Source organism: Actinomadura graeca, from assembly GCF_019175365.1.
In the GTDB taxonomy this organism is placed as follows: domain Bacteria; phylum Actinomycetota; class Actinomycetes; order Streptosporangiales; family Streptosporangiaceae; genus Spirillospora; species Spirillospora graeca.
Genome location: NZ_CP059572.1, coordinates 4679320 through 4703016, shown reverse-complemented (window position 1 = coordinate 4703016; position 23697 = coordinate 4679320). Strand labels below are relative to the sequence as shown.

Genomic DNA, 23697 nt, shown 5'->3' with positions numbered 1-23697 from the left:
TGTTCCGCTAGAGAGAAGGAGCAACCGGATGGGTTCGGTGCGCGTAGCCATCGTGGGTGTGGGCAACTGCGCCTCTTCGCTCGTCCAGGGTGTCGAGTTCTACAAGGACGCGGCCCCCGAGACGCGAGTCCCCGGCCTCATGCACGTCCAGTTCGGCGACTACCACGTCGGCGACGTCGAGTTCGTCGCGGCGTTCGACGTCGACGCCAAGAAGGTCGGGATGGACCTGTCCGAGGCCATCCACGCCAGCGAGAACAACACCATCAAGTTCGCCGACGTCCCGCCGACCGGCGTGATCGTCCAGCGCGGCCACACCTTCGACGGCCTTGGCGAGTACTACCTCGACATGGTCGAGGAGTCCGACGCCGCGCCCGTCGACGTGGTGCAGGCGCTGAAGGACGCCGAGGTCGACGTCCTGGTGTCCTACCTGCCCGTGGGCTCGGAGGAAGCCGACCGCTTCTACGCCCAGTGCGCGATCGACGCCAAGGTCGCGTTCGTGAACGCGCTGCCGGTCTTCATCGCCAGCGACCCCGAGTGGGCCCAGAAGTTCGCCGACGCCGGCGTCCCGATCGTCGGTGACGACATCAAGTCCCAGGTCGGCGCGACCATCACCCACCGCGTGATGGCCAAGCTGTTCGAGGACCGCGGCGTCGAGCTGCTGCGCACCTACCAGCTCAACTTCGGCGGCAACATGGACTTCATGAACATGCTGGAGCGTAAGCGCCTCCAGTCCAAGAAGATCTCCAAGACCCAGTCGGTCACGTCGCAGATCCCGCACGAGATGGCCAAGGCCGACGTGCACATCGGCCCGTCCGACCACGTGCCGTGGCTGGACGACCGCAAGTGGGCCTACGTCCGCCTGGAGGGCAAGTCGTTCGGCGACACCCCCCTCAACCTGGAGTACAAGCTGGAGGTCTGGGACTCTCCGAACTCCGCCGGCGTCATCATCGACGCCGTCCGCGCCGCGAAGATCGCCAAGGACCGCGGCATCGGCGGCCCGATCCTGTCGGCCAGCTCGTACTTCATGAAGTCCCCGCCGGAGCAGTACAACGACGACCAGGCCCGCGAGGCCGTCGAGAGGTTCATCCGCGGTGAGGTCGACCGCTGAGGTCGTCCCCCGAACACGGCATCACAAGGCCGCCCTGCCCACCAGGCAGGGCGGCCTTGCCGTTCCGCCCGCGGTGTGGTCGGGGGCGAGCGTCCACGTTTCGTGGACGGCCTGGTCGGGTGAGGGGCATGGAGCGGTTCGGGGAGGGTGTTGTGGGCGGGCGGGGGCTCGTCGCGGGGTGCGGGTCGTGAGAGGTTGAGAATCCGATCACGAAGTCTTCAAAGGACGCCTGGACAGTGGACATCGCACTGTCAGCGCGTCCTTACTTCTTGAGAGCTCCCAGAGGAAAACGGTGATGTAGCGGCTCTTCGTCACGCTCCGGCCCTACTGTGACACCGCCAGTGATTGCGCGCCCGCTTCCGAGGACCGAGTGGAGGACGTGATGGCACGCGATGTGATCAGAGTGGCGGCGGGTCTCGCCGGGCTCGCGGTCGGGCTGACGGCGTGCGGCGGGGGGGAGACCGCCTCGGGTGCGGACGGGCCACCGCGCGACGGGGGGACGCTGAGGGTCGTCGGCTCGTCCGACGTCGAGCATCTCGACACCGCGTCGGTGGCCAGCGTCGGCGCGTACGGCCTGGCGCGGATCTACGCGCGCACCCTGTTCGGGACTCGCGCGTCCAACGACTTCAACGAGACCGTCCCCGTGCGTGCCGACGTCGCGGTCCGTCTTCCCACACGGGAGAACGGCGACATCGGCAAGGACGGACGGACCTACACGGTACGGCTGCGCAAGGGAGTCCTGTGGAACACCCGCCCGGTGCGGGCGGTGACCGCGCCGGACTTCGTGCGTGGGTTCGAGCGGCTTTGCAATCCCGCCTCGCCGTCACCCGCCAAGGGCTACTACACCTCCACCATCGAGGGGATGGACGCCTTCTGCCGGGGCTTCGGCGGCGTCGACGCGAAGGACCCCGGTGCCATCGCCGAATATCAGCAGAAGCGAGACATCGAGGGCATCCATGCAAAGGACGACGAGACGCTGGTGTTCAGGCTGAAGCGTCCCGCCAGCGACTTCCTCAACCTGCTGTCGTTGCCGTTCACCGCCGCCGCGCCGCAGGAGTACGAGCGGTATGTGCCGGACGGACGGGATTTCCGCCAGCACACGATCTCCGACGGCCCCTACCAGATCAGCGAGTACAGGCCGGGGATGTCGTATCTGCTCACCCGGAACCCGGCCTGGCGTCAGGACACCGATCCGCTCCGCGAGCGGCATGTGGAGAAGATCCGGATCACCCTCGGGCAGGACTCGCCGGAGACCGTCCAGGGCCAGATCGAACAGGGCTCCGCGGACCTGGCGTGGGACCAGCCCGTCCCGACACAGGCGATCCCGCGGCTGCGCGACGATCCGCGGTTCGCGATCCGCGACGCACCGAGCAATAGCCCGTACCTCGTGTTCAACACGCGCAGCCCCAACAACGGCGGGGCCCTCGGCAAGCGGGAGGTCAGGCAGGCACTGGAGTACGCGATCGACCGGAGCGCGCTCGTCAAGATCGTCGGTGGGCCGTCCGTCGCGCGGCCGCTCCACACGGTGATCCCGCCGGGGAGCGCGGGCTATGCGCCGTCCGACCGGTATGCGACACCGGGTGCGTCGGGCGATCCGGCCAAATGCCGCGAGTTGCTCGGCAAGGCGGGTCGGCCGGGCCTCACGCTGAGATTCCCGTACCGCACCAACAGCGTCCACAGGTTGATCGCCCAGTCGATCCAGCAGAACCTGGCCGCCTGCGGTGTCCGGACCGAACTGACGGCCGACACGGGCGGTTCCTTCTACTCCAGCACGCTCGTCACGCCCGCGCAGGCAGGCGAAGGCCGGTGGGACATCGCAGCCCCCGGCTGGACCCCCGACTGGTACGGCAACAACGGCCGGTCGGTCATCCAGCCGCTCTTTGACGGCCGCGCCTACGGGCCGAACTCCACCAACTACGGCGGCTACAACAACTCCCAGGTCAACGACCTGATCGACGCGGCGCTCACCGCCGATGACGCCTCCCGGGCCGCCGGGTTCTGGCAGCGGGCCGACCAGAAGATCATGGAGGACGCCGCGATCGTGCCGCTGCTCGACCGCGCGCACACGATCTTCCGCTCGTCCCGCGTGCGCGGCGCCCGTTTCGTCCCAACCGCGGCCGGTTACGACTACACGCGTCTCTGGCTGGCCGACGACTGACCCCGACCGCTCCCGGCAAGCCCGCGGACGGACGGAGGGCGGCCGTGCGGATCGGTCCCTTCCGGGACATGGGAATCGGTGGGACCGGAAGGCGCATAGGGTGATCGGGTGAGGGCTAGGGAACTGCGGGAGATCCTGCGGGGCCGGAACTTCCGGCGCCTGTACGCGACCCGGCTGACCTCGCAGCTCACCGACGGGGTCTTCCAGGTGGCCCTCGCCGGATATGTCTTCTTCTCTCCGGAACGGCAGACGACGGCGGGCAAGGCCGCCGCGGCGTTCGCGGTGACGCTGCTGCCGTACTCGGCCCTCGGCCCGTTCGCGGGGGTGTTCATCGACCGGTGGCAGCGGCGGCAGATCCTCCTGTGGACGCCGATCCTGCGGGCCGTGCTCGTGCTGTTCGTCGCGGGGCTGGTCATGGCGGGCGAGGACGGCGTGGTGTTCTTCCTGGGCGTCCTCGTGGTGCTCGGCGTCAACCGTTTCTTCCTCGCGGCGCTGTCGGCGGCCCTCCCGCACGTGGTGCGGCGCGACCATCTGGTCACGGCCAACGCGTTCGCGGTCACCTCAGGGACGATCATCGCGTTCACAGGCGCCGGGCTCGGCTACCTGCTCCGGCGGCTCTTCGGCGGCGGGACGGACGGGACGGCGCTGATCCTCGTGTCCGCCGCCGCGCTCTTCCTCGCCGCGGGCATCATCGCGACCTCGCTGCCGCGACGGCTGCTCGGTCCTTATCCGTCCGAGAATCCGTACTCGCCCAGGAATGCCCGTTCGTCGGAGGATGCCTCTCAAGGGGGGAACATCCGTCCCCTGGAGGACGCCTCCCCAAATGATCAGGGAAGTCCAGCCGGACCGAACGCTATGTCTGGAAGGGTCGTGGCCGGTGGCGACCTGGACGGGGATGTCGCCAAGAAGGGCTCCTCGTCCACCACCGCGCCCCAGGTCCGGGAGGCGCTCGGGACGGTGCTGAGCGGCCTCGCGGACGGGGGGCGGCACATCATGCGGCGGCGGCAGGCGGCACTGGCGCTCGGGGCGATCTCCTTTCACCGGCTCCTGTACGGCGTCATCCTGATCATGACGTTGCTGCTCTGCCGGAACACCTTCAGCGACGACGCCGACGAAGGGCTCACGACGTTCGCGGTCATGCTCGGCGTGTCGGGCGCCGGATACTTCGCCGCCGCGCTGATCACCCCGGCCGTGGTGCGCCGGATCAGCAAGCCCGCCTGGGTCGCGTGCCTGCTCGGCGGGGCGGCGGCGAGCCTGCTCCTCTTCGGCTTGCCCTACACCGAACCCGCCTGGGCGGCCGGCGCGTTCGCGCTCGGCGTCGTGTCGCAGGGCGTCAAGCTCTGCGTCGACACGACGCTCCAGGAATCGATCGACGACGCCTACCGCGGCCGGGTCTTCGCCGTGTACGACATGCTCTTCAACGCGACGTTCGCGGCGTCGGCGGCCGTGGCCGCGGCGCTGCTGCCGTCCGACGGCCGCGCGCACCTCGCGCTCGCCGGAGTGATCACCGCCTACGCGGTGGGGGCGGTCGTCTACCGCGCCGCCGCGTCGCGGGTCCGCGAGCCGGTCACCGCCGTCCGCTGACACTTTCGGCGCTGCGTCGCCCACATCCACGCCGTCGACGCCCATGTCGGGTCCGCACCCGCATGGCCGCCACCTGCGCGACGTCCTAGAGCGACTCCGCGACCGCGTTCATCGCGGCGGCGATATGTGTCGTCTCGTCCTCGGTGCAGATGTACGGCGGCATCGCGTAGATCAGCTTCCCGAAGGGGCGGAGCCACACGCCGTGCACCATGGCCAGATCCTGGACGGACGCGACGTCCACGGGCTCGCGGGCCTCGATGACGCCGATCGCGCCCAGCACGCGGACGTCGGCGACACCGGGCAGCGACGCCGCGCCCGACAGCTCGCTGGTCAGGATCGCCTCGATCGCGTCCACCTCGTCCCGCCAGTCACGCGACATGAGGAGATCGATCGAGGCGGACGCGACGGCCGCGGCCAGCGGGTTCGCCATGTACGTCGGGCCGTGCATGAGGACGCCCGCCTCACCGGAGGTGATCCCATGGGCGACACGGTCGGTGCACAGCGTCGCCGCCATGGTCATGTAACCGCCGGTCAGAGCCTTGCCGAGGCACATGATGTCCGGGACGACCTCGGCGTGGTCGCAGCCCCACAGCTCCCCCGTCCGGCCAAGCCCGGTGGCGATCTCGTCCAGGACGAGAAGGATGCCGTGCTCGTCCGCGATGTCGCGCAGCGCCCGCAGGTACTCGGGGGCGTAGAACCGCATGCCGCCGGCGCCCTGCACGATCGGCTCGACGATGATCCCGGCGAGCTCGTCCGCGTGGGCGGCGGCGAGGGCGGACAGCTCGTCCAGGTATGCCTGGTCCGGGGCGGCCGCGTAGCCGAGCGGGGGAGCCGGCGCGAAAACGTGGCGGGCGAGGACGTCGCTGAAGATGTGGTGCATCCCGTTGACCGGGTCGCAGACGGCCATGTCGCCGAAGGTGTCGCCGTGGTAGCCGCCGCGGACGGTCAGCAGCCGATGCCGTTCCGGACGTCCCTGCGACCGCCAGTACTGCAGCGACATCTTGATCGCGACCTCGACGGCGACCGAGCCCGAGTCGGCGAAGAAGACCTTGGTCAGCGGCTCGGGGGTGATCTCGACGAGTGTCTCGGCGAGCCGCACGGCGGGCGGATGCGTGAGGCCGCCGAACATCACGTGCGCCATCTTGCCGAGCTGCCCGGTGACGGCCGCGTTCAGCTTCGGGTGGTTGTAGCCGTGGACGGCCGCCCACCAGGACGACATGCCGTCGATCAGCTCGGTGCCGTCCGCGAGGGTCAGCCGCACGCCGTCCGCCGACACGACCGGGAGGACGGGCACGGACGCGGGTATCGGCGCGTACGGGTGCCAGATATGGTCGCGGTCGAACGCCAGCATCCGCTCGGTCTGGTCGGGGCTCATCCGCCCCAGCTGAAGAGGGATCATGCCCGTCCACCCTCCGGCCCACGGCCGTCATCGGACACACCGTCGCCCTCAGGCGCGTCGCCCTTGGACCGACCTCCCGTCTCGGACGCACCACCTGCGGACAGCCCGTCGCCCGTAGACGCCTTGGCCTCGGACGCGTCGCCTATCGGCGCTTCGCCCTGGCGGACGTCGCCCGTAGACGCGCCATCCTTGCGAGTGCCGCCCGCGGACGCCCGACCCCGCGCGCCGCCCTCGGACCCATCACCCCTGGACGCGCTACCCTGCGCGCCACCTTCAGACGCGCCGCCCTTAACCGCACTGCCCTTGGACGCGCCACCCTTGGACGCGCGACCTTTGGAGGCCCCACCTTGCGCGCCGCCTGTGGACGCGCCGTCCTCGGACGCGCTGCTCTTGGGCGCTATGCGGCCCTTGGGTACTTTGCCGCCAGAGGCTTTCTCATCGGCTTTGTCGCTCGCGCCGGTCCCGGACGGAAGAGACTCCTTGCCGCCCGGTGAGGTGATTCCCTCGGTGGCGGCCCAGCGGCGCAGCTCGTCGGCGGCGGCGTCCTTGCCGATGATGCCCCGGTCGAGGCGCAGGTCCAGCAGGAACCGGTAGGCCCGGCCGACCAGCGGGCCCGGCTTGACGCCGAGGATCTCCTGGATCTCGTTCCCGTCGATCTCCGGGCGGATCGCGGCCAGCTCCTCCTCCTGCGCGAGCCGGTCGATCCGCACCTCCAGATCGTCGTAGGTCCGCCTGAGCCGGTCGGCCTTGCGCTTGTTCCGCGTGGTGCAGTCGGCCCGGGTGAGCTTGTGCAGGCGTGAGAGCAGCGGCCCTGCGTCCCGGACATAGCGGCGGACGGCCGAATCCGTCCACTCGCCGGTGCCGTAACCGTGGAACCGCAGATGCAGCTCCACCAGGCGCGACACGTCCGCGATGACGTCCTTGGGGTACCGGAGGGCGGTCAGCCGCTTGCGCGTCATCTTCGCGCCGACGACCTCGTGGTGGTGGAACGACACCCGCCCGCCGGGTTCGAACCGTCGCGTGCGCGGCTTGCCGATGTCGTGGAGCAGTGCCGCGAGCCGCAGGACGAGGTCGGGGCCCTCCTCCTCCTGGGCGATCGCCTGCTCCAGGACGATCAGCGAGTGCTCGTAGACGTCCTTGTGCCGGTGGTGCTCGTCGATCTCCAGCCGCAGCCTCGGCAGCTCGGGCAGGACCTGTTCCGCGAGCCCGGTGTCGACGAGCAGCGCCAGCCCCTCCCGCGGGTACCGGCCGCAGAGCAGCTTGGACAGCTCGTCCCGGACCCGCTCGGCCGAGACGATCTCGATTCGTCCCGCCATGGCGCCCATCGCCTGAATGACGTCGGGCGCGACCGTGAAGCCGAGCTGCGAGGCGAACCGCGCGGCGCGCAGCATCCTCAGCGGGTCGTCGCTGAAGGAGTCCTCGGGACGGCCCGGCGTCCGCAGGACCTTGCGCTGAAGGTCGGCGAGGCCCCCGAACGGGTCGACGAAGTCGTAGCCCGGGAGCCGCGCGGCCATGGCGTTGACCGCGAAGTCCCTCCGGCGCAGATCCTCCACCAGCGAGGTTCCGTACGACACGTCCGGCTTGCGGGACTTCGGGTCGTACGACTCGCTGCGGTAGGTGGTGATCTCCAGCTCGACGCCGTCCTTGCGGAGCCCGACCGTGCCGAACTCGATCCCGATCGTCCACAGGGCGTCCGCCCAGCCGCGGATGATCTCCAGGATCCGCTCGGGCGGCGCGTCGGTGGTGAGATCGATGTCCTTGGTCGGACGGCGCAGCAACGCGTCCCGCACCGGTCCGCCGACCAGCGCCAGCTCGTGCCCGGCCGCCGCGAACCGGCCGCCGAGCTCGTCGGCGACGGGCGCGATCTTGCGGAGCAGCTCGGCGATGGCGGTCCGCCGCGTCGGCGAGGACTCTGGGGACACGTTCTGGTTGGGCACGGCCATCGAGCGTATTTCCTTGGTAAGCAGGCTGACAAAGGACTTTCGGCGATTCCCGGGGGCGTGCGCGAGAGTCCTTGCGGGGCACGCGCCGGACCGTCGCGCGGTCCGGAGACCGCCGGAAGGAGGACGCGGACCCTTCACATGGCACGAACCGCGGGTTACGTTCTGGACACCCCGATGACGCTGGCGCGACCCCCGGTAAGCCTCCCGTTAAGACAACGGTAGCGGGATCCGACAGGGCCGCGGTCCGCCGCGGGGTGCGGCCGGCCACGGCAGAGGCGCCACTCAGGCTCCACTCAGGCTCCACCCGGGCACCGCACAGGCGCACCGGAGGCGCACCGCAGGTGCGGCGCGGGCGGCATCGCGCGGCGTGACGGGCCGTGAGGCGAGGATTAGACCGGACGTCGTGGGTATGTGGCAATCCCCTCATGGAGGGACCTGAACGGGGGCGGAGAAACCGGAAACGGGATGAGCGGGAAGATCCCGCGGGAGGAGCCGACCATGAAAGACGCTCTCACCATCCACCGCGCCCTGCTCGGATGGGAGGCCGTGCACGAGATCGTGCGCCTGCCCATCGCGATGGGCCACGCCGACGAGCTGCCCAAGGCGCTCGGCCTCCCGGCGGAACGGTGCCTGGTGACGCGCGTCTTCTCCTGCGGCGACGTCTTCCGGGGACCTCGCCTGCTGACGGGAGTGATCGTCCCGGCGGGCGGACGGCCCTCTACCGAGGCCGTACGGCTCGCCACCGGCGCCCGGGTCGTCCGGCCGGCACGCGCGGGACTGATCAACAGCGTCACCGAGTACGCGGCGGACCTCGTCTGCCCGCTGCTGCTGCCCGACTCCATGCGGCTGCTGATCGACCGGCGCCTGATGGACGATCACGCCGGCGACGATGTGGTCTACACGGCGACGGGTGAGCCGTCGACGGCGCTGGGCATCCGGGGCCGCTCCCTGTACGAGCTCTGCGGCGCCACGCCGGTGGACCTGTTCCATCCCTCTGAGAAGGGGCATGCGAGCCGTCCGAATACGCCAGAGTTCCGTCACCCTGTCGCCTGACTCGGAGACCCCGGTCCCGGCGAGTCGGACGGCCGCTCGGCTTGAGATCGGCCCGGCCGTCGCCTACCCGAGCGGCCTTCCCCGGACCGGTACCGAGCCGGAGATCTGCCGTCGATAGCCGATCTTTCCGACATCGGGCCAGCTCGTCGCGAGACGAAGGGGACAGCGCCCCGAGACCGCTGCGACACGGCTGCCACGTGGCGGCTCCGTACGGTGAACCCGCTTACACGGTCGAGCGCTTGGTCAGGATCGTGGGCCTCGTCCGTCCCGTCCGCCACGGTGATGCTCGGGTTCGGCATCCGGACGACCAGAATCCGTGCCAGAGATGGGCAGGAAGGTCTGAAGGCACCGGTGTCGGGACTACCATCGAGGCCGTGGTGCGGGAAATCGAACCCCGTCGTCCCGAGGCGGTCCGGACGGACGGCCCCTGGGCGGACGTGGCGTGAGGACGGTCGGACGCGCGGCCGCGCTGGCCGCCCTGGTGCCCTGTGTCATCGCGGCCACGGCACCGGTGGGCACGACTCCCGTGCTCGCCGCCCCACGCGCGGCGTCTGTACTGCCCGGCGGTACGGCGCAGTTCGGCACGGCGGCACGACAGGGTTCGCCCGCCCTACCGGAATCACCCGCTCTACCGGACTCGCCCGCCCTACCGGAATCGCCCGCACAGCCTGACTCGCCTACGCAACCGGACCTGGAACGCTCGTCACGGCAGGCGGGGGCGCGCGCGCAGGTCGGCTTGGCTCTCACGAAGGTCACACCGAAGGCCGTCCGAGCGAACTCGAGGATCGACATCGCCGGGCTGGCCCAGAACCGCTCAGGTCACCAGCTCCCCGGGCTGACCATACGGCTCCGCTACCGGTCGCAGCCGATCACGAGCCGCAGTGAGCTGGACCGGATCGCCACGGGGCAGCCGTCCGCGCTGCCCGGGGTCGGACGCCCGGTGCCCCTTGTCCAGGTGACCGGGCCGGGGGGCAAGCAGAACTGGCAGTTCAAGACCACCGCGAAGGCCCTGGGACTGCAGGCCCTAGGTACCGCCCCCGGCGTGTACCCGGTGGGTGTCGAGGTGCTCAACTCCGCCCGGCAGGTCGTCGGCGGCGTCACGACGTTCCTGACGTTCGTCCCGAACCGGGGCAACTTCAAGAAGGTGGCCGTCGGCTGGGTCTGGCCGCTGATCGACCGGCAGCACCGGGCCGACGACCAGACCTTCCTCGACGACCAGCTCAGCAAGGACATGGCGCCCGGCGGCCGGCTCAGCGAGCTCGTCGGCGCGGCCTCGTCCACGAACACGCCGATCACCTGGGGGATCGACCCGGCGCTCCTGGACGACGTCCAGCAGATGGCGGGCAGCAACTACACGGTGAAGTCCCCGGGCGCGAGGAAGGGCACCGAGAAGCGCAAGAGCGCACCGGCCGCGGCCTGGCTGACGGCCCTGAAGCAGGCCGCCAAGAACGACCCCTACTTCACCGTCCCGTACGCCGACCCCGACGTCCTGGCGCTCGTCCGCTACAAGATGTCGCACGACGTCGTCACCGCCTACGACACCAAGAACACCGGTCTCGTCGCGGAGGTCCTCGGCCGTCAGGCGAACGCGCACATCGCCTGGCCCGCGGCGGGCGCCGCCGGCCCGGGGACCCTCGACCTGCTCGCCAGGCTCGCCCTGAAGCCGAACGGGTCCTTCCTCATGAGCAGCAACCAGTTCCAGCCGCCGGTCCAGGGAGCGGCGGCGAACGCCGTCACGGCGCTGCCCACGGCCACGCAGGGCACCAAAAAGACCCTCCTCTACGACGACAAGCTCAACGAGATCGTCAGCGGGGGCTCGCGCTCCGGGGCCGGCGCGCTGCTGACCGAGCAGCGCTTCCTCGCCGAGACCGCGATGATCGCCGCGGAGACGCCGAACCTCCAGCGCACGGTGATCATCGCCCCCGACCGGCACTGGAACCCCGCGCCCGGGCTCGCGAAGAACCTGCTGACCTACACCAGGTCCGCGTGGACGAGCCCGACCCCGCTGAGCAGGTTCGAGGCCGCGCAGCCGCAGAACAGGGTGTTCAACGGCTACTCCGACGACTACCTGCCGTACGAGCTCGGTTCGCCGTACCTCGCCCAGGTGCGCAACATCGCCCGGCGCGCCGCCTCCTTCGAGGCCGTGATGACGGACCCGATCAGGATCTCCTATCAGCGCGCCCTCCTCAGGACCGAGTCGACGGCCTGGCGCTCCCGGGGCACGCTCGCCAAGCGGGCCAGAGACGAGCTGTCGTTCGAGCTGGAACGCGAGATGGGCAAGGTCCGCATCGTCACCGCGAACAGCAAACGCGTCAACATGGCGGGCAGCTCGGGCAAGCTGCCGGTGACCATCGAGAACAAGCTGTCCGACCAGTCGGTCAGGGTCCGCCTCACCGCCATCGCGGACAACAGCACCAAACTGCAGCTCGGACGTCTCGACGCCGAGGACGAGACGATCGACCTGCGGGCGGGCGAACTCAAGCAGCGGTGGATCCCGGCGAAGGCGGCGGGCAACGGCAACTTCGGTGTCCACCTGCAGCTGGAGATCCCCAACTCGGGGGGCAAGCGATTCGGCAACGGGCAGGACATCACCGTCCGCACCACCGGGTACGGGCGTCTTGCCCTCCTCATCACCAGCGGCGGGCTTGCCGTACTCTTCGTGGGCGTCGGAGTGCGGGCCATCAGAGCAAGGCGCCGCCGGAAAGCGGAGGCAGCCGGTGACGGGTCGACCGGAATGGGACCAGCAACACCCGGAGGATCGGGAAACGGATTCCCCGGCCCCGGCGCCTCCGGGCCCGGAGCTCCCGCCGCAGAATCCTGGTCAGACTCCCTACCAGGCATTTCCTCCGTCGCCGCAGGGCACGCCGCAAGCCCCGGCTCCGGCTCCGTCCCCGGAGCCGACGTGGAACCAGCCCCAAGGCGGCGAGCCGAGCCGGAATCCCTCCTCTCCGCCCCCGTCGGGCATGCCGAGTTCAGGACAGGACCCCAGCCGAGGCCGTCCACCACAGACCCCGGCCTATCCGCCCCCTGGGACGCCGAACACGCCTCCGAGCCGTCCCCCGGCCCAGAATCAGTTCTACGCGGAGCCACCGACACAACAGGACTGGCCGGGTCAGGAACAGAACCCTCAGCAGCCGATGACCCAGACCCCTGGACCCGGCTGGACACCACCTCCAAGCCATGGCGGACCGCCCCAGGGACGACAAGGGTCGGGACAGAGTCCCGAGACGCCGGGCTGGAACCAAGCGTTCCCCTCGACCCCGGGTCAGCCGCCGACCCCGGACCAGACCCGTCAGCAGGGCCCGGGTGGCCAGAACCCACCGGAGAGTCCTGGCTGGCAGACCCCCTCGCCCCAGGCTTCGCCACCGACCCCGAGGCCGCAGCACGACCGGAGACCACCTGGCCCGAGTCAGACTCCTCTGGGGCAACCGGGCTGGACGACACCGGAGCAGGAGGAGTCCCAGGGGCGTACGGTGAGCTTCCCGGTTCCGCCCCGACCACAGCCGGGCCCAATGGGACAGCAGGGGCCGCAGGCTCCGACCTCCCCGGCGCCTGGACGGACACCAGGCCAGAACCCACCGGACCGCTTCCCAGGCCAGAATTCTCGAAACCAGGGTTCCCCGGCACAGGGATATCCACACCAGGGACACCCCCAGAGCAACCCGGAGCAGAGTCCGCCTGGCCAGGCACCTCCGAGCCAGGGGCCGCCGGGATGGAACCGTCCGAACCAGGGCTACCAGGCCCAGGCACCACTGCCCCAGGGACAGGGACGAGCGAACTCCCGACCGCAACCGAACCCGGCCCAGCCGAGCCCGCCTCAAGGGAGCCCGTCTCAGGGGAGTCCGCTTCAGGGGAGCCCGCCTCAGGGGAGCCCGCCTCAGGGAAGCCCGCCTCAAGGGAATCCGGCCGAGTGGGCCGCGACTCCGAGGCCAGGCCCGCATCCGATGGGCGTCCCACCGGCCGCAGGGGCAAACACCGCGGCGAAAACCGCGATTGACGTCCCTCTGCCCGGCGGCGGGGCCCCCGCGGACATGACGGCCGTGGACCTCCCGCCCGGGGACGACCCGTCCGGGGGCGCTTCGGGCTCCGGCGGCGGTTCGGACTCCGGCGGCAAGGGCGCCTCCGGGATCCTGCGCTCCGGTGCGATCATGGCCGTGGGCACACTCGCGTCCCGCGTCACCGGCTTCCTCCGGACGGCCATGCTGGTCGCGGCCCTCGGCACCGGAGCGCTCGCGGACGGCTACAACACCGCGAACACGGTCCCGTTCATCGTCTACGACCTGCTGCTCGGCGGCGTCCTCACCGCGGTGGTCGTGCCGCTGATCGTCCGGGCCCGGGAGCGGGACGCCGAGTACGGCGCCCGCTACGAGCAGCGGCTGTTCACCCTGGCCGTCCTGGGCCTCGCGGTGATCACCGTCGCCGCGGTGCTCCTCGGGCCGGTCTTCATCACGATCTACGGCGGCGCGATGGAAGGCGCGCAGCGCGACCTCGCGGTCCTGTTCGCGCGACTGTTCGCGGTGCAGATCTTCTTCCTCGGCGTCAGCGCCTTCTCCGGCGCGATCCTCAACACGCGCAAACGGTTCGGCGCGCCGATGTGGGCGCCAGTGCTCAACAACATCGTGATCTGCGGCACGGCCGCCGCTTTCCTGCTGGTCAGCACCGGGACGGTGACGCCCGGATCCATCACGGACGCGGAGGTCGCGCTGCTGGCGGGCGGCACGATCGGCGGCATGGCACTCCAGACCATCGCCCTGTGGCCGTCGCTGCGCGGCTCAGGCTTCCGCTGGCGGCCCCGGCTCGACTTCCGCAAGGGCGAGCTCGGGCAGATGGGCCGGATGGCCGTGTGGACGCTCAGCTACGTCGTCATCACCCAGATCGGCTTCGCGGTGACGACGTCGCTCAGCAACGCCGCCGGCGTGCTCGGCCGCAAGGAGCACCTCGGCGACGTCGGCTACACCCCCTACTTCAACGCCTACCAGCTGTTCCAGCTCCCGTACGCGATCATCGGCGTCTCGGTGATCACGGCGCTGCTGCCCCGGATGAGCGAGCACGCCGCGGCGAACCGCATGCACGAGGTCCGCGACGACTTCTCCAGCGGGCTGCGCCTCTGCTCGGTGATCATCCTGCCCGCCGCCGCGCTGATGGCCACGCTCGCCGGTGAGATCACGACGGTCCTGTTCGCACACGGCCAGACCACCGTGTCGAACGCCCAGGTCATCGCGAACGTCCTGGAGATGTTCGCGATCGCCCTCGTCCCCTTCGCCGCCTACCAGCTCATGCTCCGCGTCTTCTACGCGATGCAGGACACCCGGACGCCCGCGTTCGTCAGCGTGGCCGTGGTCATCACCAACATCGCGATGGCGTTCACCGCCTACAAGGTCCTCCCCACCGACAAGATCATCGTGGGGATCGCGGGCGGGTTCGCCCTGGCCCAGACCGTGGGCGCGCTCGTCGGCTGGGCCATCCTGCGTCGCCGGCTCGGCGGCATGGACGGCCGCCGGATCGCCGTCACCTACCTGAAACTGGCCGTCGCCCTCTGGCCACTGCTCGGGTTCGCCTACGCCGTCCATGCGATCGTGGACGCCGCCATGGGCGAGGGCCTCCTCCCCGGCCTGGCCGTGCTGGTCGTGGGCAGCGCCGGAGGAGGGATTCTCTACCTGTTCTTCGCCAAGCTTCTACGCGTGGGCGAGGTCCAGACCATGGTCACCACCATCACCAGACGACTCCCCGGCCGCTGACCCACGCGTCCCGACACGACCCACAGGCGGGAACCCGCGTCATCGCATCCCCGCACGGTCCCGGCGGTGGTGTCACGCAAGACGGCATGCGATTCGGTTCGAGACTCGGCCAGTCCTGCCCTCCGGTACGTACAACCGATGACCGCCCCCCGCCGCTCCCAAACAGAGTCACCCGCTCGCCGCCTTCCGGCGCTCGCCTCACCCGGCGGCGACGCATCGCGGACGGACACCGTCCGCTGGGGGCCGACCCTCTGAACGAACACGTGACAGCTCGCTCCACCGCCAGGCTTCGCCGACCGGTGTGGACATGACAATCACCACGCCGCCAGCCGCATCGCCTGGTATGACATGACAGACCTCGACGCGGCCCGGCCTCACCGCCACGCTGCACTTGTCATGGTCTATTGGTGACAGTGTCTTTTGCCGGCAGTCGGGCAATGGGGGCCATATGACAGCCTGTAAGAGCGGTGCCGAGTGAAGCCCTCACGCCGTCCCGGCGGGCGGCATCCGAGCCTCGGCGCGGACGGCCACGGCTTCGCCGGAGGCGGCGGACCACCCGGTTCGCTGCGAAGAGTGTCCGGGCGGTCACCGTCCTTGGACCCAAGGGTAAAGCGAGGCAAAGTACACAGGACGCGCGGCGATAAGGCGGCCACTCGTGCGAGTAGCCACTACCATGTGGGGGACTACGGCTTGCGGGGCGACACCCTGGGGAACGCAAAGAGGAGGGTCGGAGGCGTAAGCTGCCACGCCACGAACATGGGATCTGACCACCTGTGCAGGACGTTGCCGTGAGCACGTCAGTCATCGAGCCCGGTACCCGTCTCGCCGGCCGCTACCGCCTTGAAGAACGCATCAGCGACACCGGCGGATCTTCGCTCTGGAAGGCCATCGACGAGATCCTCGCCAGGGCCGTCGCCGTCCGTACGTTCGATCCCGACTTCCCCCGCGTCCACGAGGTCGTCACCTCGGCCCGCGCCGCCAGCCGCCTCACCGACCCGCGCCTCACCCAGGTGTTCGACGCCGACGACAGCGGCGAGAGCGCCTACGTCGTGAGCGAGTGGGTCGTCGGCGAGACCCTGGAGCAGATGCTCGGGAAGGCGCCGCTGGAGCCGGGACGCGCCGCGACCCTGCTCTACGAGGCCGCCGAGGCCATGGCCGCCGCGCACGCCGCCGGGCTGGCCCACCTGTGCCTCACCCCCCGCGACCTCGTCTGGACGACCGGCGGCACGGTGAAGCTGCTCGGCATCGCCACCGACGCGGTCCTCTGCGACCGCTACGCCGACGACCCGGCCGGCGAGGACGTCCGGGGGCTCGGCCGCATGCTGTACGCGGCGCTCACCGCGCACTGGCCCGGCGACGACGAGGGCTCCGACCTGCCGTCCGCGCCCGGAACCGGTGGCGTTCCCCACGCTCCCCGCCAGGTGCAGGCCGGCATCTCCCATGCCGTCGACGCGATCGTCTGCCGCTGCCTCGGCCTGGGCGGTGCGGAGGCACTGACCACACCCGCCGAAGTCGCCAAGGCTCTGCGCGGCGTCCCCCGCACGCCACTGCCTCTGTTCGCCGGGCTCGGCAGCGCACCGCCTCCGCCCCACACCGCCGCGCCGCGCCCCGCTCCGGCCCCGGCGCCGAAGCGTCCCGCGACGCATCACGCCGGTGCGCCGACGCATCATGCCGGTGCGCCCTCGCAGCAGCACCAGCCGCCCGTCAGCCAGCCGACCACGCGGATCCCGGAGCCCCGGACACGCACGCGGCGCAACACCGCGCCGCCTCCGGTCTCCTCGGCCCACGGCACTACCGGCGTGCCGCGCCGGCCCGCCAACCGCGCCCTCCTCGGCGTGGCCGCCGCGGCGCTGACCGTCATCGTCGGTCTCGGAGCCTGGGCGCTGGTCGACAACGGCTCGAAGGAGAAACCCAACGGCGCCCGCGTCACCGACCAGGGCAAGACGTCGGCCCCGCCGAAGCCGACCGCCGTCCGGCTGAACGTCCAGGCCGTGACCGGCTTCGAGAAGCCGATCGGCGGCCACCACGACGAGGCCGTCAACAGGAACACCAATCTGGTCATCGACGGCAAACCCGGCACCGCCTGGGAGACGCAGAGCTACGCCGACCCCAGCTTCGGCAACTACTCCAAGGGCATCGGCGTCCTCCTCGACATGGGCCGCCCGGTCAAGGTCTCCAGCGTCAAGATCATCACTCCGCAGGTCGGCGGGATCCTCCAGATAAAGATCGGAAACTCGCAGTCCGGGGCCGACCTGAAGTCCGTCGGACGCCAGCAGGGCAACGGCGGCGAGCTGACGGTCCCGGTGTCCCCGCAGGTCTCGGGTCAGTACGTGCTGGTCTGGTTCACCAAGCTTCCCGCCTCCCTCAAGGGCAAGCTGGGCGAGGTCGCCGTCTACGGTTCCCCAAGCTGACCCACCCGTCCCACCCGTCCCACCCGTCCCACCTGGTCCCGGCCGTCCCCGCCCGCCGGGTCGGCCGCCGCGTCGGCCGCCGCTCACAGTCCTCAACCCGCCTTGCCCAACACCGGGACGTCGGACGTTGACGTACCCGCTCACCACCTTTCGCGGATCAGGATCTCGCTCTCCGCGTCAGCCTTCTCTGACTCCGGCGAGGTGCCCTAACCTCGCCGGACCCGCTACGTTCATGGTCAAATATTCGGGCCGGGACGGGACGTAGAACGTCGTTCTGTGGATAGCCGGAGGCGGGGGCGCCGTCCGGAAGAGCAGGGCATTCGGCGACCGGGCGAGGGAACGGACGGGGGTCGCGAGCTGTGACGTGGGGTACCGCTTGTCTGTATCGTGCCTGTAAACAGAATGTCCCCTCTCCCCAGGAACCTGTGGTGTCTACCCCAGCAGGCGCGGCCGGTCGCAGACGCCCGGCACCGACCGGGCGTCCCGTACGAGAAAGCGGTTGCTCATGACGTCGGTGAGCATGCGTCGCGTGGACGAGGTACCCGACAAGGAGCTCCTCGCACGCCACGCGGAGGGGGATCCGCACGCCTTCGCCGAGCTGGTGCACCGGCACCGCGACCGCATGTGGGCGGTCGCGCTGCGGACGCTCGGTGATCCGGAGGAGGCCGCGGACGCGCTGCAGGACGCGTGCCTGTCGGCGTTCCGCGCGGCCGGGCGGTTCCGTGGTGACGCGGCCGTCACCACCTGGTTGCACCGGATCGTGGTGAACGCCTGCCTGGACCGGATCCGGCGCAAGTCCGTCCGTCCCGCGACCCCGATGGGGGACGACGCCACCTTCGACGCCGTCGCACCGAAGATGCCGGATCCGACCGACGCGCACGGCGTGTCCCTCGACGTCCGGACCGCCCTGCTGCAGCTGCCGTTCGAGCAGCGCGCGGCGCTCATCCTCGTCGACATGATGGGCTACTCGGTCGACGACGCGGCGAACGTCCTGGAGGTCCCTCCTGGAACGATCAAGAGCCGCTGCGCACGCGGCCGGGCGAGGCTCGCGCCACTTCTCGTCCATCACCGGAACCGACGGGACCCCAGGAACGTCGGAGGTGTGGAAGGAGGTGGCATGCCCAAATGAACCCCGCTCATCTTGACTACGACGTCCTGGCCGATCTGGCCGAGGGGCTCCTCGAAGACGACGAAGCCGCCTCCGTCAACGCGCACCTCGACACCTGCGCCGAATGCCGGGATCGCTCCGCCGACCTTGCGGACGTCTCCCGGATCCTGGCGGAGGCACCCGTCCCGTCCATGCCCGCGGAGCTGGCCGAGCGCATCGACACCGCCATAGCGGCGGAGTCGTTGAACAACGCCACCGTGGTGAGCCTGGAACAGCGGCGCGGAAGGCGGCATTGGCGGATACTGTCGGCCGCCGCGGCGACGGTGGTCGTGCTCGGCGGCGGAGCGATGGTCGGCAAGATTGCCTTGGACGAATCGGGCGGCGGCGATCACCGGGGCGCCGCGCAGAGCCCCGTGCAGGACGCGAGTGAGGGACGTGGAGCGGCGAAGGGCGCGGCTCCGCAGGCGACCAGCGGGGAGACCATGCTGAGCGCCCCGTCCTACACCGTCGCCCACAGCGGCACCGACTACAGGGCTGGAGACCTGAGTGGCCAGGTCAGCCGGCTGATGGGCAAGGGCGAGGTCCTGAAGTCGCGTGGCACGCCGCCCGGTCAGCAGCTCGTCGGCTGCGTCAACAGCGTCACCCGGGGAGCGCCGCCCGCGTTCGTCGACCAGGCCATGTTCGAAGGACGGCAGGCCACGGTGATCGCCGTACGTGGCGACAAGGCGGGCAGCTGGAACGTCTGGGTGGTCGGGCCCGGCTGCGACGCCCAGAACTCGCACCTTCTCAAGCAAGAGACAGCCTGAGCCGTCGCCCTGACGGCTCCGCCCATCAATCTCATGATCAAAACCGCCTCCTGGTAAGGCGTGATCCATAGCAAAGGCCGCGGACGGCAGACGAAGCCGCCCGCGGCCTTCTGCTATGCCCGGTCAGAAGGCGCCCCTCCGGAGCCGTGGCGACCTGTGTGAGCGATCAAGGCACGGCTGGACGGACGACGCCTCGGGCGCTCCCGCTGAGGTGCGATGTGGGGCTGTGAACTGCGGATTCGTGGGTCTTCTCAGATACTGTAAGGCGGCGGTACCGCCCGGGTGACGTGCTCAGGGCCGCGGGGTTCGGAGGGGTCGAGGCGGGCAGGCCGGACGGGTCAGAGGTCGGCGAGGAAGTCCAGTGCGATCGTCCAGGCGCGTTCGGTGGCCTCGGGGTCGTGATCGGGGAGCTCCGGGTCGGTGAACAGGTGCCCGGCACCGCGGTACCGGAAGACCTCCACGTCCGTCCCGGCCTTGCGCATCCGCAGGTACCAGGCGGTTACCCAGTCGACAGGCTCGTAGGTGTCGGGATCGGCGACGTGCAGCTGCACCGGGAAGTCGCCGGACGCGTCGTCCGCGATGTCGGATGTGCCGTGCATCTGCAGCAGCCCGAGCGCCTTGTCGTCCGCGAACGCGAGATTCTGGGCGAGGGCGCCGCCGAGCGAGAACCCGGCGTACACGACCCCGCCGCCCCCGGTCAGGGGCGCCGCGGCCGCGACCGCGCGGCGGAGCAGCTCGTCCCGGCCGATCTCCTCCTTGATCGCGATGCCCTCCTCCGCGGTGTCCACGACCCGGCCGTCGTAGAGATCCGGGACATGGACGTCGTGCCCGGCCTCCCGCATCAGGTCCGCCGCTTGGTGGACGGCGGGGCGGAGCCCGTACATCGAGTGGAGAAGCAGAATCCGAGCCATGCGCACAGCCTAGGGCTGGGGCAGGACACGCCGCGTCCGGCATGCCACCAGGGCGACACCCCCATCGGTCAGCCCACGAACGGCACGTGACCGGCCGCGTGGGCGGGCACGCTATGGGCGCCCATCCCGGCCCTGGCGTCGGCGGCCGAGCATGACGGAACCGACCCGGTCGCCGGACGGGCACGCCGAGCACGGGCGACGGGAATCCCCGGGGCCTAGGATCGGTTGACGCGACTGGCAGGCCGGGTCGTGCCGGACGAACGCATCCCCGAACGCTGCGCCGGATGGGTGCGGCGGGTGGACACCGTGGCGGCCACCGCACGTCGTCCAGCGCCGAAGGTCAACGAGGAGAGGCACAGAACAGTGAGCGACGTCCGTAACGTCATCGTCATCGGCTCGGGCCCCGCGGGCTACACGGCCGCGATCTACGCGGCCCGCGGTGACCTGAAGCCGCTGGTGTTCGAGGGGTCGGTGACCGCCGGCGGTGCGCTGATGAACACCACCGACGTGGAGAACTTCCCCGGCTTCCCGGACGGCGTCATGGGCCCCGACCTGATGGACAACCTGCGCAAGCAGGCCGAGCGGTTCGGCGCCGAGCTCATCACCGACGACGTCACCGAGGTCGACCTGACCGCCGACCCCAAGGTCGTCAAGGTCGGGGACGAGACGTACCTCGCCAGGTCGGTGATCGTCGCGACCGGCTCGGGCTACCGCGAGCTGGGGCTGGAGAACGAGAAGCGGCTGTCCGGACGAGGCGTCTCCTGGTGCGCGACCTGCGACGGGTTCTTCTTCCGCGAGCAGGACATCGCCATCGTGGGCGGCGGCGACACCGCGATGGAGGAGGCGATCTTCCTCACCAAGTTCGCGCGGTCGGTCACGGTGGTCCACCGCCGCGCCGAGCTCCGCGCGTCCAAGATCATGCAGGAGCGCGCGTTCGCCAACGAGAAGATCAAGTTCCTGTGGAACAGCGAGGTCGTCGAGATCCACGGCGAGGACCGCGTCACCGGCGTCCAGACCCGCAACGTCCTGACCGGCGAGGAGACCCCGCTGGAGATCACGGGACTCTTCATCGCGATCGGGCATGACCCGCGCAGCGAACTGTTCGCCGGCCAGCTGGAGTCCGACACCGACGGCTACCTCCTCGTGGACTCGCCGACGACGAGGACGAAGATCCCCGGGGTGTTCGCCTGCGGCGACGTGGTCGACCACATCTACCGTCAGGCGATCACGGCCGCGGGCAGCGGCTGCTCCGCCGCGATCGACGCCGAACGCTGGCTCCAGGACCAGGACGCCGCCGACAACGTCCCCCAGCCCTGATCGGACGCCCAGCGCGACCGACGCGCCGCCTTCCGACGCGCCCGCGGCGGATGCACCCGCGCCCGGCACGATCCGGTGCGACTGCGAACGACGCCGCGACGCCGCGCCACGTAGACCGGATGACGCGGCCGCGAAAGCAGACATCGCAGACGGCCAACGTCGGCGCGGCGGGCGCTGGCCGAGCGCGAAGACCACGCCGTCTCCCGCGGCGAGCGCGAAAGCGTGTGGGCCTGCACTCCGGCTCGGAGTGCAGGCCCACTCGTACAAAACGGCTGAGAACGCCCTAGACGGGTCGGAGCGCGCCTTCCGGACTCATGGAGCCGAGGAGCCGTTCCAGGGCGACCTCGACGTCCTCACGCCACGACAGGGCGGACTTGAGCTCCAGCCGCAGTCGCGGGTAGCGGTGGTGCGGGCGGATGGTCTTGAACCCGACGGAGAGAAGGTAGTCGGCGGGCACCATGCAGCCGCCGTCCTCCACCTTGAGATCACCGAACGCCTCGATGGCCTTGACGGCGCGCCGGGTGAGGTCCTTCGCGATCCCCTGGACGAGCATCCGGCCGAGTCCGCCGCCGGAGAACTCCGGCAGGATGTGGGCCGTCATTAGCAGCACGGCGTCCGCGCTCACAGGACTCGTCGGGAACGCGACCGAACGCGGCACGTAGAGCGGCGGCGCATACAGCACGAAACCCGCCGGAACGTTGTCGACGTAAACGATCTTGCCGCAGCTGCCCCACTCCAGCAGCGTGGAGGAGATCCACGCCTCCTTCTCCAGGCCGGAGCCCCCGCTCTCCAAGGCCCGGTCGCGGCTCACGGGGTCCAGCTCCCAGAAGACACAGCCGCGACAGCGATGCGGTAGATCGTCCAGATTGTCCAGCGTGATATTGACGAGACGACGCGACACCGGGTCGGCACCCCCTGTTGCGATCCTCGCCCGCCGGCCGAAGTCCACGAAACGGCCGCAGTGACGCGGAACGCTTGCGCGGGCTTCTCGGGCGGAACGACACTCCGCAGAAGTTCCCGGCAACATTCCGGGCCCCGCGGGCATCGTATCGGACAGGGAAGTTCCCACCCGTGCCCGGCACGCCAGCGCCGACGATCACGCGCAGACCGGCAGCCGCACGGAGACTCCAGAGCCGCACCCTCAAGAACGGGGGGATGTGATGACGGCAGGCACACCCGGACCCCACGACACTGACGACCGACGCGCCGCCCCCTCCCGACGCGCCGCCCTCTCCCGTCGGACACCACCGTGCGACACGGCGGCCGATCGGACGCGCCATCCCCACGCGACGCGTCCCTCTGGACGAAGCGACACCGGACTCCAAGGCGACATCCCCCCGGAACGACGCCCCTCCGATCTTCGCTCGCGAGACGGCGCGACCGCCCAGCACGACGCTCAGACGTCACCACGGGGCACCTCGACTCGAAGCGCGTCCACTCTGGGCGCCCCGGCTTCCCACTCAGCAAAGCGCTCGGAACGAGCGACCCCGAACCTCCCGTCCTCGACGAGGATGCGCCTGGTGGGCGGCGACGACGACAGGAGCGAGATCGAAACTGCGCCTCCACGCCGCGATGCCACCCGACTCACACCAGCGGCATGCCCCGCGCCGGAGTCGCTGCGCGACACACTCGTTCAGGGAGACGCCGACTTCCGCACACCCCAATTCCCTGTCTCCCGCGTCCCCCGACGGCGCGACCTTCCGGTCAGCCCGGCCTCTCTGACGACACGACTTCGGCAGGGAATCCACTTCAGCCAGCGCGGCTGGCCCCACCCGTCAGACGACACGACCCCCGACCACCAGAGCGACCCTCAACCCAACGCCCAACTCCGAAGCGACAACCGCGTCGCTCCGCCCCTCCGTCCGCACAGCATGGCGAGCGAGCCATGGTGTCCTTCCGATCACACTGCTCCCACAACTCAGCGCGCCGCTCCTCATCGACACGACGACTTGGCGCGCTATCGATCTCCGACCGGCGGCCCTTCCGAGTCCGGCTCCGTCCCCCAGCACGACCGACCGCACATCCCGCCCTCCGCAGCTCCCACCCTCAGCCCGGTGAACGGCACGCCTCTCTCCACGCCCAGCACGTCCAGCACGCCCATTGACGCCCAAACTCGCTCCGCAACCCGGCGCGCCCCAAGCGCGCCCTCCGATCACAAAGC

At 70.3% G+C, this 23697-nt stretch carries 13 protein-coding genes and 2 pseudogenes; 11 read left to right on the top strand and 4 right to left on the bottom strand.

Annotation, left to right across the window (positions count from 1 at the left end):
- Positions 1 to 28 precede the first annotated feature (28 nt).
- The 3 genes from AGRA3207_RS20805 (at position 29) to AGRA3207_RS20795 (ending at position 4850) form a co-directional block, all read left to right on the top strand.
- On the top strand, positions 29 to 1108 hold the full coding sequence (locus tag AGRA3207_RS20805; protein ID WP_231328712.1) for an inositol-3-phosphate synthase: 1080 nt from the start codon (positions 29 to 31) through the stop codon (positions 1106 to 1108).
- A gap of 382 nt (positions 1109 to 1490) precedes the next feature.
- Positions 1491 to 3266, top strand: a complete 1776-nt coding sequence (locus AGRA3207_RS20800) for an ABC transporter substrate-binding protein (RefSeq protein WP_231328711.1) — start codon at positions 1491 to 1493, stop codon at positions 3264 to 3266.
- A 108-nt stretch (positions 3267 to 3374) separates the two neighbouring features.
- On the top strand, positions 3375 to 4850 hold the full coding sequence (locus tag AGRA3207_RS20795; protein WP_231328710.1) for an MFS transporter: 1476 nt from the start codon (positions 3375 to 3377) through the stop codon (positions 4848 to 4850).
- Between the two features lie 85 nt (positions 4851 to 4935).
- Here AGRA3207_RS20795 and AGRA3207_RS20790 read toward each other — a convergent pair whose 3' ends face one another.
- Together AGRA3207_RS20790 and AGRA3207_RS20785 are read right to left on the bottom strand one after the other, a co-directional pair.
- On the bottom strand, positions 4936 to 6249 hold the full coding sequence (locus AGRA3207_RS20790; RefSeq protein WP_231328709.1) for an adenosylmethionine--8-amino-7-oxononanoate transaminase: 1314 nt from the start codon (positions 6247 to 6249) through the stop codon (positions 4936 to 4938).
- A 509-nt stretch (positions 6250 to 6758) separates the two neighbouring features.
- A pseudogene (locus tag AGRA3207_RS20785) lies at positions 6759 to 8192 on the bottom strand (CCA tRNA nucleotidyltransferase); the annotation flags it as partial.
- A 498-nt stretch (positions 8193 to 8690) separates the two neighbouring features.
- Here AGRA3207_RS20785 and AGRA3207_RS20780 point away from each other — a divergent pair.
- The 7 genes and pseudogenes from AGRA3207_RS20780 (at position 8691) to AGRA3207_RS20755 (ending at position 19308) form a co-directional block, all read left to right on the top strand.
- Positions 8691 to 9245 (top strand): aminoacyl-tRNA deacylase, encoded by a 555-nt coding sequence (locus AGRA3207_RS20780; protein WP_231328708.1) that lies wholly within the window; start codon positions 8691 to 8693, stop codon positions 9243 to 9245.
- Positions 9246 to 9687: 442 nt separating this feature from the next.
- A pseudogene (locus tag AGRA3207_RS40270) lies at positions 9688 to 11889 on the top strand (DUF6049 family protein); the annotation flags it as partial.
- A 908-nt stretch (positions 11890 to 12797) separates the two neighbouring features.
- Entirely contained in the window at positions 12798 to 13280 is a 483-nt protein-coding gene (locus tag AGRA3207_RS40265; protein WP_420830915.1) for a pentapeptide repeat-containing protein, read from the top strand.
- The gene (gene murJ, locus AGRA3207_RS20770) at positions 13277 to 14983 is read left to right on the top strand and encodes a murein biosynthesis integral membrane protein MurJ (RefSeq protein ID WP_231328707.1); all 1707 of its coding nucleotides are present in this window, start codon (positions 13277 to 13279) and stop codon (positions 14981 to 14983) included. The genes AGRA3207_RS40265 and murJ overlap by 4 nt, the downstream gene beginning before the upstream one ends.
- 788 nt (positions 14984 to 15771) lie before the next feature.
- Complete coding sequence (locus AGRA3207_RS20765; RefSeq protein ID WP_231328706.1) at positions 15772 to 17394, top strand: protein kinase family protein; 1623 nt, start codon at positions 15772 to 15774, stop codon at positions 17392 to 17394.
- Between the two features lie 520 nt (positions 17395 to 17914).
- A complete protein-coding gene (sigM, locus tag AGRA3207_RS20760; RefSeq protein WP_420830914.1) occupies positions 17915 to 18523 on the top strand; it encodes an RNA polymerase sigma factor SigM in 609 nt (202 codons plus the stop codon).
- Positions 18520 to 19308 carry an anti-sigma factor family protein gene (locus AGRA3207_RS20755; RefSeq protein ID WP_231328704.1) on the top strand — a complete coding sequence of 263 codons (789 nt, stop codon included), beginning with the start codon at positions 18520 to 18522 and terminating at the stop codon, positions 19306 to 19308. The genes sigM and AGRA3207_RS20755 overlap by 4 nt, the downstream gene beginning before the upstream one ends.
- A 338-nt stretch (positions 19309 to 19646) precedes the next feature.
- Here the strand turns inward: AGRA3207_RS20755 and AGRA3207_RS20750 are convergent, their stop codons facing one another.
- Positions 19647 to 20219 carry a dienelactone hydrolase family protein gene (locus AGRA3207_RS20750; protein WP_231328703.1) on the bottom strand — a complete coding sequence of 191 codons (573 nt, stop codon included), beginning with the start codon at positions 20217 to 20219 and terminating at the stop codon, positions 19647 to 19649.
- Positions 20220 to 20582: 363 nt separating this feature from the next.
- Between AGRA3207_RS20750 and trxB the strand changes: the two genes are divergently transcribed.
- Positions 20583 to 21536 (top strand): thioredoxin-disulfide reductase, encoded by a 954-nt coding sequence (gene trxB / locus AGRA3207_RS20745; RefSeq protein ID WP_231328702.1) that lies wholly within the window; start codon positions 20583 to 20585, stop codon positions 21534 to 21536.
- 283 nt (positions 21537 to 21819) lie between these two features.
- On the opposite strand, the gene AGRA3207_RS20740 is transcribed toward trxB, so the two are convergent.
- The gene (locus AGRA3207_RS20740; RefSeq protein ID WP_231328701.1) at positions 21820 to 22347 is read right to left on the bottom strand and encodes a GNAT family N-acetyltransferase; all 528 of its coding nucleotides are present in this window, start codon (positions 22345 to 22347) and stop codon (positions 21820 to 21822) included.
- Between the last annotated feature and the right edge of the window lie 1350 nt (positions 22348 to 23697).